Source organism: Pseudoalteromonas sp. '520P1 No. 423' (genome assembly GCF_001269985.1).
GTDB lineage: Bacteria > Pseudomonadota > Gammaproteobacteria > Enterobacterales > Alteromonadaceae > Pseudoalteromonas.
In genome coordinates, this window is sequence record NZ_BBZB01000001.1 from 1,696,908 (window position 1) to 1,712,790 (window position 15,883).

Below are 15,883 nucleotides of genomic sequence, written 5' to 3' on the forward strand. Positions count from 1 at the left end.
TGTGTCCCCATCGTCTAGAGGCCTAGGACACCGCCCTTTCACGGCGGTAACAGGGGTTCGAATCCCCTTGGGGACGCCACTTTCTTTAATTAGAATGTGAAAGTCAGCAGTACATTTTAATCGCTTAGGCGAAACTCATATGGTGAGAGTTTAAATAACCAGTCCTAGTGACACTGACCGTTTTATTACTTTTAATAAGAGTAACATAAAAACAACTGTGTCCCCATCGTCTAGAGGCCTAGGACACCGCCCTTTCACGGCGGTAACAGGGGTTCGAATCCCCTTGGGGACGCCACTTTATTTAAAGTGAAAGTCAGCAATACAATTTAATCGCTTAGGCGAAGCTCGTATGGTAAGAGTCTAAATAACCAGTCCTAGTGACACTGACCGTTTTATAGATTTTATTATTTTTTTAAGATTAAATTTAAACAAAAACAACTGTGTCCCCATCGTCTAGAGGCCTAGGACACCGCCCTTTCACGGCGGTAACAGGGGTTCGAATCCCCTTGGGGACGCCACTCTTTTTAAAGTGCTAGTCAGAAGTCATTAGATAAATCATTTCAAGAATATCTAATTTATACCTATTTATTAATATCTAATATATTTTACCTTTAAAACTGATTAAGTAATCTTTCAAACCCTAACTGTAAGCCTTATATCCTAAAGACATTATTTTTTTATTTTCTTACATAAATTTAATTTTTGTTATGGAGAATAAGAGCCAAATAAAGATTTAGCTCTCATTCTGCTAAGTTATTTACTTTTTTTGAATCAATTCAATTGCATAGCCATCAGGATCTTTAACAAAAGCGATTTCAGTTGTACCACCAAGTACAGGGCCTGGATCTCTGCTCACAATGCCACCTAACTGTTTAATATTGTCACATGCTTTATAGATATCATCATATTCTATTGCTAAATGACCGAATGCAGTGCCATGATCATATTCATTAGTATCCCAGTTATATGTTAGCTCTATGACGCTATTTGCGTCTTCATCGCCATAGCCTACAAAAACTAAAGTATAACGATACTTTTCATTTTCAGAGCGTCTAAGCTCCTGCATGCCAAGAACTTTGGTGTAAAACTCGATAGATTTTTCTAAATCTGCAACGCGCAGCATAGTATGTAATAAACGCATAACCTTCCTTAAAGAGTATTTTATATGGTGACGGTCGCTATCAAAAATCAGAGTCATAAATACATATTTTTCTTGTGAACCGCTAACAATTATTAGAAAAAGTAATCAATATGCTACAAAACTGATTCAGTGAAGGCTTTAAGTTATTATGCCAGTTTTAATTAGTTTTGTTTAAATGTAATCGATAAAAAATAGAAAAAAGCAGGCAAGATAGAGGCACAATTCTTTAATATAATAAGTATGTTAAAAAATCTTTCACAACTTGAACTTTTTGCTATGCTTCACATATATTTGAAAATCGCCTACAATAGTCGCGAATTTTATTAGAGTTATTTATGTTTAAACTATTGTCAAAATTGCTGTTTATAATCACAATTGCGGTTGCCTTTATAGGGCAAACGATGGCTTATCACATTATGCCATCTTTTGATGATATGTCTGAACTTCACACAAAAGTATTTCAGCAAGCAGTTGAAAATAATGATCATGATATGAATACATCAGATGATGATTGTTGTGAGATAGACTGTTGTGAAACAGAATGTATTTGCCCTGCAAATGCATGTGCATCTTTTACATATTTAGATAATAATACTGATATTTCAGAACTGGTGATCTTAAGTGAGCAGCAGTTATCATTAGCAACTAAAAGTACGCATTTTATTGCTAACTCCCTCTATCGGCCACCCATTTTTACCTCCTAGTCCCTAAAACTCCAATATAGAAGAAACAAACATTTTTTAATTGCGAACGTCTCGCAGTTTTGGCATTTATGAGGTAAAAAATGCTTACTAAATATTCTAAAGTAGCACTGGCAGTGCTATTAGCACCTTCAATATCATACGCTTCTGAAGGCGACCACCATGATGAACATGGCAAAGATAAAATTGAAAAAATTCAAGTAACAGCGTCACGACTTGGTCGAATTGTTACTGAGTCAGCCACAAGAACAGAGATCATTAATGGAGAAGAAATTCAAGAAAAGGCCTTAATGAGACCTGGTAATATCTCTATGCTAGTTGCTGAAACGGGTGGGGTGCGCGTACAAACTACTTCACCTGCGCTTGGTAGTGCCAATATTAGACTGCAAAGTTTATATGGTCGTTACACTCAGCTATTAAGTGATGGATTACCATTATATGGCGGTCAAACTGCATCTATAGGCTTATTACAAATTCCACCAACAGATCTTGCAAATGTTGAAATCATAAAAGGTTCTGCATCTTCTCTTTATGGGGGCTCTGCACTTGGTGGCGTAATAAACTTAATCTCTCGTACTCCATCAGATGGAGTTGAAGGTGAAGTGTTATTAAATGCAACATCTAAAAATGGCCAAGATATCACATCATATTTCGCCACACCTATTAATAGTTCTACTCGTGCATCTTTAACTGCTGGCTTACATAATCAAGAGCAACAAGATTTGGATAGTGACGGTTGGATTGATATGGCACAGTATCAACGAGCAACAGTGCGCCCTCGCATTTATTGGGAAAGCGAAAGCGGAGCCAATTTATATATGACTCTTGGTGCTATGATGGAAGAACGTGAAGGTGGCACAGTTGAGGGAGCCACAGTTCCAGATGGTAATCCATTTATTCAAAGCCAAGATTCACTTAGATTAGATAGTGGTTTTATTTTTGATCAACAATTAGAAGATGAATTAAATCTTAATATTCGTGGCTCCGCTATGCGCCAAGAGCATGATCATGTTTATGGTCTGGTAGAAGAGACTGATACCCACGAAAGTTATTTACTTGAATCTAGCGTATCAGGTTACAGTGATAAACTTGCTTGGTTAGTGGGTGTAGCTTATCAATCAGATAGTTTTAACGCGGAAGATTTTTCTGAGTTTAATTACAATTACCAAGTACCAGGATTATTCTCTCAGCTTGATTATGATACAGAAGATGATATTTCACTGTCCTTGAGTGCACGTACAGATTGGCACAGTGAATATGGGACGCAAGTTAGTCCACGTATTTCAATGCTTTATAACCCAGAAACTTGGACTGTTCGCGGTTCTTACGGTCAAGGTTTTTTTGCACCTACGCCTTTTATTGAAGATATTGAAGAAGCTGGTTTATCACGTTTAGCACCGCTTGAAAATCTTGAAGAGGAGCAGGCAACAACAGCATCTATCGATTTTAGCTATCAAATTGATAATATCGAAACGAGTATGACTTTATTTGCATCTGATGTTGATAATGTTACAGAACTTCAGCAAATTCCCTTATATGAGAGAAATTCTGATAAACAAGTACGTATCGTAAATGCGCCAGGCCAGAGTGAAATTCGAGGTGCTGAATTTTTAGTTCGCTATCGCTGGCATGATTTGAAATTAACAGCTAGTTATTTGTACACTGATGCTAGTAAACAAACTCAGTTAGGCACTGGCCGAGAGCCTTTGACTTTTACGCCAAAACACTCAGCTGGTGCTGTGCTTATGTGGGAAGAGCATGGTAGTCATATGGTAGGTTTTGAGGCTTACTACACAGGGACGCAACACTTAGAGGATAATCCGTATCGAACTAAGAGTGAGGCATACTGGCATTTAGGTTTGCTGGGTCAAATTACTGTTGGCAAAGTGAGTTACTTTTTAAATGCAGAAAACTTGCTAAACGTACGACAAACTAAAGATGAGTCTTTATTGCTACCAGAGCAAGACCCAAGCGGTCGCTGGACTACAGATATTTGGTCTCGTAATGATGGATTTACTGTCAATGCCGGCATTCGTATTCAGTTCGGTCACTAATTTCTTTAAAGTAAATTAGTGGATTAAGGAGGCACAATACATTGCCTCCTTATACATTTTAACTTAAATAATTTAAAGATAATAATCGGCTTAATTTAAGAAATTCAACTCTATTTAGATCCTGTTTTCAAATAGATAGTATTTAGAATAAAGAAATAAATGCCTTAGGCTTTTCTAAATACTTCAGCCAATGGTTTAAGCATTGAAATAAACGATGACATTTCTGTTATTAAAGATGCAGATATTGTGATCGTGCCTAGCTGGCTCCCGGATAAAGTGCCAAGCGATTTTATGAAAGAGCAACTTATACAAGCCCACAGTAATAACAAACTAATAGTCGGTTTATGTACCGGAGCTTATGCTATCGCTTATAGTGACTTACTCAATGGCAAACGCGCTACAACCCATTGGCAATATGGGCGTGACTTTGCAAAAACCTTTCCATTAATAACCTGTGATATAAATCCATTATATATAACGCAAGGTAATGTGATCACCTCAGCTGGTAGTGCAGCAGCAATTGATTGTTGTCTTCATATAGTAAAACAGTATTATGGTGTTAAAGTGGCTAATAAGATTGCGCAAGTTATGGTCTCATCTCCAGAAAGAAGTGGCGGTCAAAATCAATTTATTGAAAACCCAATAATAGAAAGACCTAGTGACGAAAGAATTGCTAAGTTAATCGATTTAGTGCTGATAATTATACTTTGGAAAAAGTAGCCAAATACTGCATGATGAGTACCCGTAATTTTAGTCGACATTTTAAGTCAGCAAATGGGAACAGTTTTAATGCTTAGATAACAAAAATATAAACCTTATATACTTGTTGATGTCTTTGATTTATTGAATTCTTATACTTACACAAACGTTTAATAAAACATGATCTACATTTAGGTTTGGATGATACAAACATTACTGGTATGCAATAATTACCTTTACTCTGTATTTACCTTAAACTCAGCTGCTACCTTTGTTATTACCAACTTTGTGGCTTGCTTTATCCATTAAAAGGCATTAATGCCATTTAGAATAAAATATAGTCTTGAGTGCGTTATCGAAATTGACATAAATATTTAATAATCAGTGGTTATACTCAACTGTAATTACCGTTAATACTCTTTATTATGCGAACAATAATTGTCTTTTTATCACTGGCTATAGTCACTTTTAGCTCTCAAGCTGATTTCAGTATCATAGCGCATCGTGGTGCCTCAGGTTATTTACCAGAGCATACCTTCGCCTCTACAGTACTCGCTCATGCCCAAGGTGCAGACTTTATCGAGCAGGATGTTGTTTTATCCAAAGACGGGGTCCCATTAGTGATCCATGATATCCATCTTGAAAATACTACAAATGTCGCACAGATCTTTCCATCAAGAGCGAGGAAGGACGGTAGTTATTATGCAATTGATTTTACGTTAGCGGAAATAAACAGGCTGACAGTAAACGAACGTAAAGATAATAACATTCAAGTCTTTAAGCAACGTTATCAGGGACAAGCTAAATTTCGCATTACGACGTTGGCCGATCAGATTGAGCTAGTAAATCAATTAAATCGTGGCACTAACAAAAATACTGGGCTGTATATTGAAGTAAAATCACCAGAATTTCATCGACAAAACGGTCTAGATATTAGTCAAAAGGTACTGAGTTCGCTTAGAAAATTCGGTTTGGATGCTTCTGATGCGAAGGTATATATTCAGTGTTTTGACTTTGACGAGCTAAAGCGGATCCGCACAGAGTTAAACGCTAAGGTTAAGTTGATCCAACTAATAGGTGAAAATAGCTGGCAGGAAGCAGAAACCAACTTTGATCAGTTAAAAACTTCAGCCGGCATGATGAGCGTTTCACAATATGCAGATGGCATAGGTCCTTGGCTTGGCCACATTTCAGATGCTGAAAGTAAGGAGTTAGCACCATGGGTACACAAAGCGAAAAGTCTTGGCTTACTCATTCACCCTTATACCTTTAGAACAGAAACATTAATGCAAGGTAAAGAAGTAAAAGATGTTTTGGATCTGCTTATAAATAAATGGAAAGTAGATGGACTCTTTACCGATCAACTACCTCCAGTAGTGTCGTTTAGAAAAGGTGCTACCAATAATCTTTAAGAAATAGTGATTACAGTTAGTTAAAGGAAAGTAAGTTTTGTGTTCTATTATCCAGAAAGCTTTATGTTATGCGCGAATTAATCAACGTCCCATTGAGCAAAATGCTGGCACAAAACTTTGCATCCAGTATTTTCTGATTTATTTAGGGGAAAATCATAATGGTCTAGTAACACCTGTTCAAAGTATTTTGATAGGCGATTCGACATTTCTACGTATGTAAAATAAACAAATAACTCTTCGGAAAAGTCTTTTCGATCCCAATGATCACGAAAACGAGCTGCTATATTTCCCTTACCGACATATAGCGCTCTCATATGAAAGTGGTTGTGTTTATTACAGTAGTTATTTTTATGCCAAAGTATGTAAAGTCCATTAGTGTGACCTAAGTGCTAATCTTTTATATGGTGCTCAAATATAGATTTATCACTGAACCAACCAATATTAGATCTACATAGACTGTGAAGCGATATTGGGTTTACCACTTCACTTGAAACAACCAAATCAAATTCATTTTCTTTATTAGCGCATTCACAAACGCAACTTTTATAGCAAGAGTTCACAATGTTTAGGGCTCTTTTTTGATGCATCACAATTTATTAATGAGGCCTTTTAAGCTCTAGGCCTACATACCTCATTTCGCTTTTAAAAATTAAAAAATCAAATGGTAAGATAAAGAAAAGAGTCATTTATAGAGATCGTTTTACGCGTTAAATAGATCTTGGACTATTCTATTTTATCTTTAAACTCACACAAGTCTTCAATAATACATGAGCCACATTTAGGTTTTCTTGCAACACACGTATAGCGACCATGTAAAATAAGCCAATGATGAACATCTACCATAAACTCTTTTGGTACTACCTTTAAAAGCTTATTTTCAACTTCTACCACATTTTTACCCATTGCAAATTTTGAACGGTTTGATACGCGGTCGATGTGAGTATCTACGGATATGGTTGGCGAGCCAAAGTATAATCAAGGTAGATATATCCTAACGCAACCTTGAGCGGCAGAATAGAATAGCTATTTTTCTAGTTAATTAAAGTAATAGGCATGATTATTTAAAATAGATTTGGTAACTTCTTTTAGGTTAATAGCATGTCCGGCTCTATATTTGTAAGAGTCCAAGTCAACGCCATAAATTTGAGCTAACCAGATAAATTCTGCTAAATCTAGTAATAAGCCGTTACTATGACCGTGACCTTTTTCATCTGCAAAGATAGAAGTATTTAGATTGTTTCCTATTAAATCTGTTACGTTTGGTAATTGGCCTGCTTCGAACATATGTCTTAGTTCTATAGCGGCAAAAGCATAAGGTAAACTAATGATTTCTGCATCAGGGTAGCGTACCCTAAGCTCATCAATATCAACTTTAATTTTACTGTCAATTCCGTCTATTATTGTACTTTCATAACTTGCCGCGTCACTGTAATTCGCAGGAAAGTCTAGCCAAGGCGTTCCTATAACAATTTTTGTATTTGGATTTTTCGATAAAGCATAATCAATCCAAAGCGTGTAGCCTTCGAGCGTTGGGCTTGCAGTCATGCCAAGTAGCTCAACTTTTCCGGTATTGAGGATGGTTTGAATGTTGTTTCTATGCTCTTCGTCTTCCCAAAGTGCATGGGGAGTTCCTGTTTCTCCACCAGACATCTCAACATGTTGGCTATGGTTATCAATACCTAGTTCAGCCAAATGAAAAGGGATTTGTCTGGCGATTGGAGCAAAGAAGCTGTGTCCCATAAATAAAGTATTGTGCTCTGAGGAAGGGGGAACTTCTGCGTCTTCAACTTTCACAGCGAACTCAGGAAAGTAATGCATAATTTCCCCATCATTCGTCCAGTTACCGCTGCTACTGCCACCCTTGTAGTCTCCCCACATATCGACATAACGTGTTATTTTGTCGCTAATGCCTAGCTCTCCATACCGCTCGATAACGGGATCAACGTAAACGGGATTATGGCCATCATTATCGTCAAAATCTGGGCCGTAAACTAAGTAGGTAATGGGGCTATCAATTGTTATTTCATCAACAGGATTCCAAACATCAACGTTTTGCCAAGTTGACTCTGGTAAAGCGTTGTACATGTATATTCCTTTAATTGCAGGGTGGTTACTATGCGCCAACTGCCAGCTAATTATTGAGCCACGTGAACGTCCACCCACAACGATGTGGTCGGGATCCAAATCGTATTTATCAGCGTTAGCTCGAATCCAGTCAAACATTACCTGTGCATCAGCAACACCTATTGCAGCTTCTTCTGGATTACCTATGTTTGCAATGGACTCCCAACTGATGACAGCGTAGCCAGCCATCGCAATAGTATGCAGTTGCTTTTCAGACACCCCATTGGCTTTGCCGCCATTGCCGTGAGCAAACACGTAAATAGGTGAAGGCGTGCTCTGATCGTATGGTAAATGAATGTTTAGCCACTGACGGCTAGGGTCATCTGATCCATAAACAATATTGATATGATCCCACTGTCCATTCTCGTCGTCATTTGTAATTTCAATTTCAACACTTATTGATGTTTCACCGCCTGTACCAGAGCAGGAGAGGGTGTACGTTTTATTTCCAGTATCACTCTCTGTTAATGTTTCATTGCCAGACGTTGTTTTTTCGCCACTCCAATCTCCTGATGCAGAGCAAGAATCGGCATTGGTTGAAGACCAAATTAACGTGAACTCGGTGTTAGTAGTGGCTCTATTTGAAGAAGGTGAAAAAGATACCGAAGGCGCTGTTGGTATTTGAGAAGGTGGCGAATCGCTACTACTACTTCCTCCTCCACAAGCCGTTAATAGCAATAGCAAAAAAAATAAAGCAGACTGTTTAAGCTTTTTATATAACATCATTAGAACTCTCTATATAAGTTGCAAATACCTATGCCGTGTAATCGATAAATTAATGGCTATAGTCACAGTGTAAAGATAATTAACAGGCAATAAACTCCGTTGCAATATTGTCTTATATTCATTTTTAGTAACTATAAACTGAGTATAGTTTTAATTGTATTGTGGGCTATTCAACTGTCAAATTTTGTCTATCAACGATAAAGTCAAATGACATTTCGGATAAGCCTTTACTGTCTACCGTTGCCAACCAAGCACCATGTCCTTCGCCTTGTAAAGTTATAAGTTTGTTGTATATTCCTAAGGAGTCATATATTTCTTGTAACTCCAAAGCCTCTTCATAAGGCGTAACGGGGTCATACTGATCGCCATGTGCCATAAATAGTTCTGGATCGTTACTATCATATTGATATAACCCATAAACGGCTTCAAATACATCTAACTTTAAATTTGAACCCCAAAAATAAACCATGCTTTGTACGTTATAGGTCTCTTCCAAGTTTGTCGTTGAAAGTGTGGGATCGTCGGCAATAGAAATTTCATCTCTAAAATCCTCTTGGTTTGAAATGCCTAATGCAATTGTTGTAATGGCACCTGCTGAGGCTCCTCCAACCGTAATATAGTCTGTGTTAATGGCATAGGTTTCTGAATTAGCTACAACCCAACGAAGTGCTGCTTTTGAGTCTCTTTGTGCCATGTACATAGCAATACTTTGTTCGAACTGTTTTACCGTTTCTGCACCTTGTAGAGCATGCTCTATCCACTCTTGTGGGGCAATTCCATTATAAAAGGTAAATAACTCTTCTCGAGAGATGCCTTCTATCGTAATTAATTCCTCTGCTGTTCTATAATCTACGGAAATAAAAACCCACCCCCTTGAAGCGTAGTAGCTAGCCATATCGACAATTTCGGGCTTAGTCTTTGTACCACCGGTAAATCCGCCGCCATGAATAAACATAAAAACGGGTCTGTTGGTAGAGTCATTACTAGGGTAATAAACATCTAATTTAAGTGATATTGCAACAGGTGTTGCGCTCGAATTGTCGTGACTAAGCCCTTCAGCGTATGTGATATCTTCATCTACAAATGTTAAATAAGTAGATTGTGACTTAACCATTGGCGTGACTTCAATTGGTTCAGGGTCAGGTAAAAAAGGTGTAGAATTATCAGACTTGCTGCCTGCGCCCCCACATCCTGTTAATAGAAAAAATAGACTAAATAATACAAATAATTTGCTTGTGTTATACAACTTCATTTAAACCTCAAATCAAAGATAATAGCTATAACTATTATCAAATATAACGTTTATCTAGCAATTTGGTTGACATGCAGATGTAAATTATTTTGATATTTTTACGAAGGTTAATGTGCCTTATGCAATATAAAGTTGAACTAGTCTGTCTTATCCTTAAACTCACATAAATCTTCAATAATACATGAGCCACATTTAGGTTTGCGAGCTACACATGTATAACGGCCATGCAGGATTAACCAGTGATGCACATCAACTTTAAATTCAGCAGGTACAACTTTTAGAAGTTTTTGTTCAACTTCTATCACGTTTTTACCCATAGCAAATTTTGTACGGTTTGATACGCGGTCAATGTGCGTATCAACAGCGATAGTAGGCCAGCCAAATGCAGTATTAAGAACAACATTAGCCGTTTTTCTGCCTACACCAGGAAGTGCCTCTAAGGCTTCTCTATTTTCAGGTACTTGACCATTATGAAGATTCACAAGCATTTCACAGGCTTTATAAACATTATTGGCTTTTGAATTATATAAACCGATTGTTTTTATATAGTCTCTTAATCCATCTATACCTAAATCCAATATTGCTTGTGGGGTATTCGCAACTGGAAAAAGCTTTCTGGTTGCTTTATTTACGCCAACATCTGTAGATTGTGCTGATAGCGTTACTGCAACAAGTAGTTCAAATGGCGAGTTATAATCTAGTTCTGTTTCTGGGTTTGGATTGTTTTCTCTTAATCTTTTTAGGATTTCTATTCTTTTTATTTTATTCATAATCACTACTTGCTACTGAGTAATTTATTTCTTCAATGCCACACAGTTATGTGGCGTGTTGTTTAAGTTAGGCTAGTTACACGGGCCCTAGGTGCTTTTTCAATTTCTTCAGCTTTAGGGTGTTTATCTTTAATTTGTTCATCAATGATATTTTTACCAGCTATAAGAAAGCCCATACCAATAAAAGCCCCTGGCGGTAAAATAGCTAATAAAAATTGACTATCGAATTTGAAGATTTCAATTTTTAAAACTCGTGCCCATTCACCAAATAATAAGTGAGCACCATCAAATAATGTACCTTGACCTATCACTTCGCGCATGGCACCTAAGACGATTAACACTAATGTGAAACCTAAACCCATCATAAAACCATCTAAAGCGGATAAATGAATTGGATTTTTAGAAGCAAAAGCTTCAGCTCTTGCGATAATGACACAGTTTGTAACGATAAGCGGAATGAAAATACCAAGAGATTGATATAAACCAAATGTATAAGCATTCATTAGTAGCTGAATAATGGTTACAAAGCCAGCAATAATCATCACAAATACTGGGATCCTAATATCTTTTGGTACCCAGTTTCTAGCAAATGAAATAGAAATATTAGAGCCAATTAAAACTAAAATAGTCGCTAATCCTAGGCCAAGAGCATTAATTAAACTTGTTGAAACAGCAAGTAATGGACATAAACCTAGTAACTGTACTAATACTGAGTTATTGTTCCACAGCCCTTGTAACGAAATTTCTTTTAATTCATCTTTCATATTATTTATCAACTCCAACACATTTATTTTCGGCTTCAAATAACATATTTTGTTCGTGCTGTGCATATAAGCTAGCGCGTTTTACCGCTGAAATCACCGCTCTTGGTGTAATCGTAGCCCCTGTAAATTGATCAAACATGCCGCCATCTTTTTTTACTGCCCAGCGCATATCTTGCTCAGATTTTACTTGGATATTATTGAACTCAGTGATCCAGGGAGATTTTTCTATTTCAATTTTATCGCCTAGGCCTGGTGTTTCTTTGTGTTTTAAAACCCTAACACCTGCTACCGTACCATCCAAATAAACAGCTGATAAAATATCAATATTCCCGCTGTAGCCGTCTGGTGCTGTACTTTCAATTAAAAGAGCGACTGGTTGATTGTCTTTTTTAGCGCGATAAACTTTATATGGTTTTTTACTGCCTAAAAAACTGGTATTTACGATAGTACAATCTAAATAAAGTTCATTATCATGTTTATCTTTAGGCAGTACTTGCTCTAAAACCTTTAATAATTGCTTTTTTTCTTGCAGTGCAATTTTATCTTTTGTCATTATTTGCGTGGCAGTTACTAAACCTGTTGTGATCAGTGCAAATAAAGACAATATGGCACCATTTTTCATCATGGCTTTTTTTTCAGTTGCCATTAATTATCTCCGTGACCATAAGTTCTTGGTTGTGTGTAGTAATCTATTAGCGGTACAGCCATATTTAATAACAATACTGCAAATGCAACCGCGTCTGGATAACCACCGTATGCTCGAATAAGGTAAATTAATAAGCCTATTAATGCACCATAGATTAATCGGCCTTTATTAGTTGTTGTTGCGGAAACAGGATCTGTCGCAATAAAAAAGGCACCTAACATTGTTGCACCACCTAATAAGTGAAATACAGGTCCAGCATGGATATCAGGTGAAAACAAAGGTCCTAAAATAGAGCAACAAGCTAAACTAGTGAGAAAAGCGATAGGTATATGCCAATTAATAATTTTTGCTTTTATTAAATATAAACCGCTCACTAAAAATGCAAGGTTTACCCATAACCAACCTTTACCAGCAAATCCATTAAAGACCTCACCAGTTAAACTCTCGGTTACGGTAAGTCCTTTTGTAATATCTGTTTTTAGGGTATCTAATGGGGTTGCCATAGTGATGCCATCAATATTCATTCTTAATTGATTAAGGCTATAACCATCACTGGTAAACCCAGTCAAAATAACTTGTAATTGATCAATAAAACTTAACGAATATTGTTGAAGTGAGTTAACGGGTAACCATGAAGTCATTTGCACAGGAAAAGAGATCAATAATAATACATAACCTGCCATCGCTGGATTAAATAAATTAAACCCTAAACCGCCGTATAGTTGTTTAACAACTAAGACTGCAAATAAGGTACCTATAACGATTATCCACCAAGGTGCTAATGGAGGAATACTTAGAGCTAATAGCAAGCCTGTGAGTATTGCACTATTATCCTTCAAAGTTGTCAAAATAGGACGTTTTCTTAATTTTAAGGCAAAAGATTCAGCTATAGCGGCTGTCAGTAGTGCAATAATACATTGAAATATAACGCCAAAACCAAAAAAATACGCTTGTACTAAAATACCAGGAATACAAGCGAGTATGACCGTCATCATCATATTAGATAATGTTTTTTGACTGTGGCTATGTGGGGAGCTACTCATATTTAATTGTGCGCTAGCCTTCATCATTATTCATCGCCCTTTGTATTATTTTCTTCATGGGTTAGTTCGTTTTTTGCTTCAGACGCTTGCTCTGCTTCTCTCGCTAGCTTTTTTGTTTTTGCGCGTGCGACAGCTGCTGCAATAGCTGCTTTTTTCGGATCTTCAATTTGCTCTGAATCGTTTTCTGGTTCAGATGCTTGCTCAGCTTGTTTGGCAAGTTTTTTAGCTTTTGCGCGAGCGACAGCTGCAGCAATAGCTGCTTTTTTCGGATCTTCAATTTTCTCTGACTCGTTTTTAGGTTCAGACACCTGCTCAGCTTCTCTCGCTAGCTTTTTTGCTTTTGCGCGAGCGACAGCTGCAGCAACAGCTGTTTTTTTCGGATCTTCAATTTGCGCTGAATTGTTTTCTGGTTCAGATGCTTGCTCAGCTTCTTTGGCGAGTTTTTTAGCTTTAGCGCGAGCGACTGCCGCAGCAACGGCTGCTTTTCTAGGATCTTCAATTTGCTCTGAATTGTTTTCTGGTACAGACGCTTGCTCAGCTTGTTTGGCAAGTTTTTTTGCTTTAGCGCGAGCGACTGCCGCAGCAACGGCTGCTTTTCTAGGATCTTCAATTTGCTCTGAATTGTTTTCTGGTACAAACGCTTGCTCAGCTTGTTTGGCAAGTTTTTTTGCTTTAGCGCGAGCGACTGCCGCAGCAACAGCTGCTTTTCTAGGATCTTCAATTTGCTCTGAATTGTTTTCAAGTTCAGGTGTTTGTTCTGCTTGTTTAGCAAGTTTTTTTGCTTTAGCGCGAGCGATAGCAGCAGCTACAGCTGATTTTTTATCGCTATCTTTGCTTGTATTATCTTGAATATCTGTATCTGAGTTTAATGCATTCTTTTGTTTTTCTTCTCTATATAGTCGTGCTTTTTCTTTACGCTCAGCTCTTTGTTTGGCAACTTCGGAATTATCAGGTAAAGCTGCTTCATTTTCACTTTGTAATTTTTTAGCTTTCGCACGGGCAATGGCCGCCGAGACCGCTGATTTTTCAGACCTGTCGCTTTTTACTTTAGCCATAGCTTGCGCTATTTTAGTTTGTTCTTCAGTTGTTTTAGCTTTGACTGGTTTTTTATGGCGATTGAGTCGTTCTTCTTTTTCTCGCTCGAGTCTTTGATTTCTAATTTCAAAACGTTCTTTTGCTCTTTGTGCTTTTTGTTGTTCTTCTTTTTGCTCTTTTATCTGCGCCTTAGCAATACGGTAATATTGAACTAGAGGGATTTCACTTGGGCAAACATAGTTACATGCACCACATTCAATACAATCAGATAAATTATGCTCTTCCAATTTATCAAACTCTTTTGCTTTAGCAAACCATTGTAATTGCTGCGGTAATAATGATGCAGGGCAGGCATCTGCACAGGCGCTACAACGAATACAGGCCTGTTCGTTATCGCTAACAGGTAATTCTATTTTATTGGGTGCTAATATACAGTTTGTTGTTTTTACAACAGGGATGCGAATGCTAGGTAAAGTGAAACCCATCATAGGGCCACCCATTATCACTCTTTGTTGCGCTTCTGGCTCAAAATCGCAATTATCCAGTAAATGTTTTATTTCACTGCCAATCAGTGCCCAAACATTTTTAGGTTTATTTAAAGTTCGCCCAGTTACTGTTATAACGCGTTCTATAAGCGGTTTACCTTTATGGATAGCTTCGTTTATAGCAAATAAAGTTCCCACATTTTGAACTAATATACCTATATCTGCGGGGATCCCTCGAGCAGGCACTTCTTTATTTGTTAAGATTTGAATTAATTGTTTTTCACCACCAGACGGATACTTAGTAGGAATAGCGCTAACTAATATATTGTCAAATGATGCACTAGCTTGTTCCATTGCTTTGATTGCAAGCGGTTTATCATCTTCGATTGCTATTAATACTTTTTCTGGTTTTAAAACATGATTTAAAACATTGATACCTTGAATTATATCATCCGCATACTCTTGCATTAATCTGTCATCGGCTGTGATATAAGGCTCACATTCAACACCATTAACGATTAAAAATTCAATGTTTATATCTGTTTGAGATTTTACATATGTTGGAAAGCCTGCTCCCCCCATACCGCTGATCCCAGCCATTTGAATTTTAGTTATAATATCTTGGTTTTCTAGTGTTTTATAATCTGCTACAGGAAATAAATCACACCATATATCTTTGCCATCAGGAATTAATATGATGCTAATTTCTTCTAAAGCAGATGGGTGAGCAGATGGCATCGCTTTAATTGAATCTATGATACCTGATGTTGGTGCGTGTATAGGAACAGACCAAGCCTGATTTGGCTCGGTTAATGCTTGCCCTTTAAGGACTAATTGCCCCTTTTCAACTAATACCTTCCCATGTACGCCAATGTGTTGCTTTATTGGGATCACAAGTTTATCTGGTAGCGGAAGCTGAGCAATTTCAGCCTTCTCGGTTAACTCTTTGTGACCAGGAGGATGCACGCCACCAGGGGCCTGCCATAGCATTCCACGTTCTATCTGCTCTAGTAAACTTTCCACCTAGCCCT

13 protein-coding genes, 3 tRNA genes and 1 pseudogene are annotated in these 15,883 nt (G+C 37.4%); 8 read left to right on the forward strand and 9 right to left on the reverse strand.

Going from position 1 to position 15,883, the window contains the following annotated elements; genetic code table 11:
• Positions 1–3: 3 nt before the first annotated feature.
• From PSA_RS07810 to PSA_RS07820, 3 genes are all read left to right on the forward strand, one after another.
• Positions 4–79: transfer RNA gene (locus PSA_RS07810), tRNA-Glu, on the forward strand.
• Between the two features lie 140 nt (positions 80–219).
• Positions 220–295, forward strand: a tRNA-Glu gene (locus PSA_RS07815).
• 147 nt (positions 296–442) lie between these two features.
• Positions 443–518, forward strand: a tRNA-Glu gene (locus tag PSA_RS07820).
• A gap of 239 nt (positions 519–757) precedes the next feature.
• Here PSA_RS07820 and gloA read toward each other — a convergent pair.
• The gene (gloA, locus tag PSA_RS07825) at positions 758–1,141 is read right to left on the reverse strand and encodes a lactoylglutathione lyase (RefSeq protein WP_042149974.1); all 384 of its coding nucleotides are present in this window, start codon (positions 1,139–1,141) and stop codon (positions 758–760) included.
• A 401-nt stretch (positions 1,142–1,542) separates the two neighbouring features.
• Here gloA and PSA_RS07830 point away from each other — a divergent pair, with 401 nt between their 5' ends.
• The 4 genes from PSA_RS07830 to glpQ all read left to right on the forward strand — a co-directional run bounded on the left by PSA_RS07830 (position 1,543) and on the right by glpQ (position 6,007).
• A complete protein-coding gene (locus tag PSA_RS07830; protein ID WP_127924200.1) occupies positions 1,543–1,845 on the forward strand; it encodes a hypothetical protein in 303 nt (100 codons plus the stop codon).
• 80 nt (positions 1,846–1,925) lie between these two features.
• The gene (locus PSA_RS07835; RefSeq protein ID WP_042149969.1) at positions 1,926–3,896 is read left to right on the forward strand and encodes a TonB-dependent siderophore receptor; all 1,971 of its coding nucleotides are present in this window, start codon (positions 1,926–1,928) and stop codon (positions 3,894–3,896) included.
• A gap of 201 nt (positions 3,897–4,097) precedes the next feature.
• On the forward strand, positions 4,098–4,616 hold the full coding sequence (locus PSA_RS07840) for a GlxA family transcriptional regulator (RefSeq protein WP_082305660.1): 519 nt from the start codon (positions 4,098–4,100) through the stop codon (positions 4,614–4,616).
• A gap of 404 nt (positions 4,617–5,020) precedes the next feature.
• Complete coding sequence (gene glpQ / locus PSA_RS07845) at positions 5,021–6,007, forward strand: glycerophosphodiester phosphodiesterase (protein ID WP_042149966.1); 987 nt, start codon at positions 5,021–5,023, stop codon at positions 6,005–6,007.
• Between the two features lie 723 nt (positions 6,008–6,730).
• Here the strand turns inward: glpQ and PSA_RS07855 are convergent.
• Both PSA_RS07855 and PSA_RS07860 read right to left on the reverse strand, forming a co-directional pair.
• Positions 6,731–6,976, reverse strand: a pseudogene (locus tag PSA_RS07855) (endonuclease III); the annotation flags it as partial.
• A 66-nt stretch (positions 6,977–7,042) separates the two neighbouring features.
• Positions 7,043–8,530, reverse strand: coding sequence for a hypothetical protein (locus PSA_RS07860; protein ID WP_371257852.1), 1,488 nt, complete (start codon positions 8,528–8,530; stop codon positions 7,043–7,045).
• 34 nt (positions 8,531–8,564) lie between these two features.
• Here PSA_RS07860 and PSA_RS25130 point away from each other — a divergent pair, with 34 nt between their 5' ends.
• Positions 8,565–8,756: a hypothetical protein gene (locus PSA_RS25130; protein ID WP_127924198.1), complete on the forward strand. Its 192-nt coding sequence runs from the start codon at positions 8,565–8,567 to the stop codon at positions 8,754–8,756.
• 267 nt (positions 8,757–9,023) lie between these two features.
• Here PSA_RS25130 and PSA_RS07865 read toward each other — a convergent pair whose 3' ends face one another.
• The 6 genes from PSA_RS07865 to rsxC form a co-directional block, all read right to left on the reverse strand.
• On the reverse strand, positions 9,024–10,109 hold the full coding sequence (locus tag PSA_RS07865) for an alpha/beta hydrolase (protein ID WP_197276816.1): 1,086 nt from the start codon (positions 10,107–10,109) through the stop codon (positions 9,024–9,026).
• Between the two features lie 137 nt (positions 10,110–10,246).
• Positions 10,247–10,879: an endonuclease III gene (nth, locus tag PSA_RS07870; RefSeq protein WP_042149960.1), complete on the reverse strand. Its 633-nt coding sequence runs from the start codon at positions 10,877–10,879 to the stop codon at positions 10,247–10,249.
• A 62-nt stretch (positions 10,880–10,941) separates the two neighbouring features.
• On the reverse strand, positions 10,942–11,643 hold the full coding sequence (locus PSA_RS07875; RefSeq protein ID WP_042149957.1) for an electron transport complex subunit E: 702 nt from the start codon (positions 11,641–11,643) through the stop codon (positions 10,942–10,944).
• 1 nt (position 11,644) lies between these two features.
• Positions 11,645–12,289, reverse strand: coding sequence for an electron transport complex subunit RsxG (gene rsxG / locus PSA_RS07880; RefSeq protein WP_042149952.1), 645 nt, complete (start codon positions 12,287–12,289; stop codon positions 11,645–11,647).
• Positions 12,289–13,359, reverse strand: a complete 1,071-nt coding sequence (gene rsxD, locus PSA_RS07885; protein WP_231665232.1) for an electron transport complex subunit RsxD — start codon at positions 13,357–13,359, stop codon at positions 12,289–12,291. Before rsxD ends, rsxG begins: the two co-directional genes overlap by 1 nt.
• Complete coding sequence (gene rsxC, locus PSA_RS07890; RefSeq protein WP_082305662.1) at positions 13,359–15,875, reverse strand: electron transport complex subunit RsxC; 2,517 nt, start codon at positions 15,873–15,875, stop codon at positions 13,359–13,361. Before rsxC ends, rsxD begins: the two co-directional genes overlap by 1 nt.
• Between the last annotated feature and the right edge of the window lie 8 nt (positions 15,876–15,883).

Bases quoted from the DNA above. Each gene is read 5' to 3' on its own strand.
- rsxG (WP_042149952.1), bottom strand. From the start codon at position 12,289: ATGGCAACTGAAAAAAAAGCCATGATGAAAAATGGTGCCATATTGTCT.
- rsxD (WP_231665232.1), bottom strand. From the start codon at position 13,359: ATGATGAAGGCTAGCGCACAATTAAATATGAGTAGCTCCCCACATAGC.
- glpQ (WP_042149966.1), top strand. From the start codon at position 5,021: ATGCGAACAATAATTGTCTTTTTATCACTGGCTATAGTCACTTTTAGC.
- PSA_RS07875 (WP_042149957.1), bottom strand. From the start codon at position 11,643: ATGAAAGATGAATTAAAAGAAATTTCGTTACAAGGGCTGTGGAACAAT.
- PSA_RS07830 (WP_127924200.1), top strand. From the start codon at position 1,543: ATGGCTTATCACATTATGCCATCTTTTGATGATATGTCTGAACTTCAC.
- gloA (WP_042149974.1), bottom strand. From the start codon at position 1,141: ATGCGTTTATTACATACTATGCTGCGCGTTGCAGATTTAGAAAAATCT.
- PSA_RS07865 (WP_197276816.1), bottom strand. From the start codon at position 10,109: ATGAAGTTGTATAACACAAGCAAATTATTTGTATTATTTAGTCTATTT.
- nth (WP_042149960.1), bottom strand. From the start codon at position 10,879: ATGAATAAAATAAAAAGAATAGAAATCCTAAAAAGATTAAGAGAAAAC.
- PSA_RS07835 (WP_042149969.1), top strand. From the start codon at position 1,926: ATGCTTACTAAATATTCTAAAGTAGCACTGGCAGTGCTATTAGCACCT.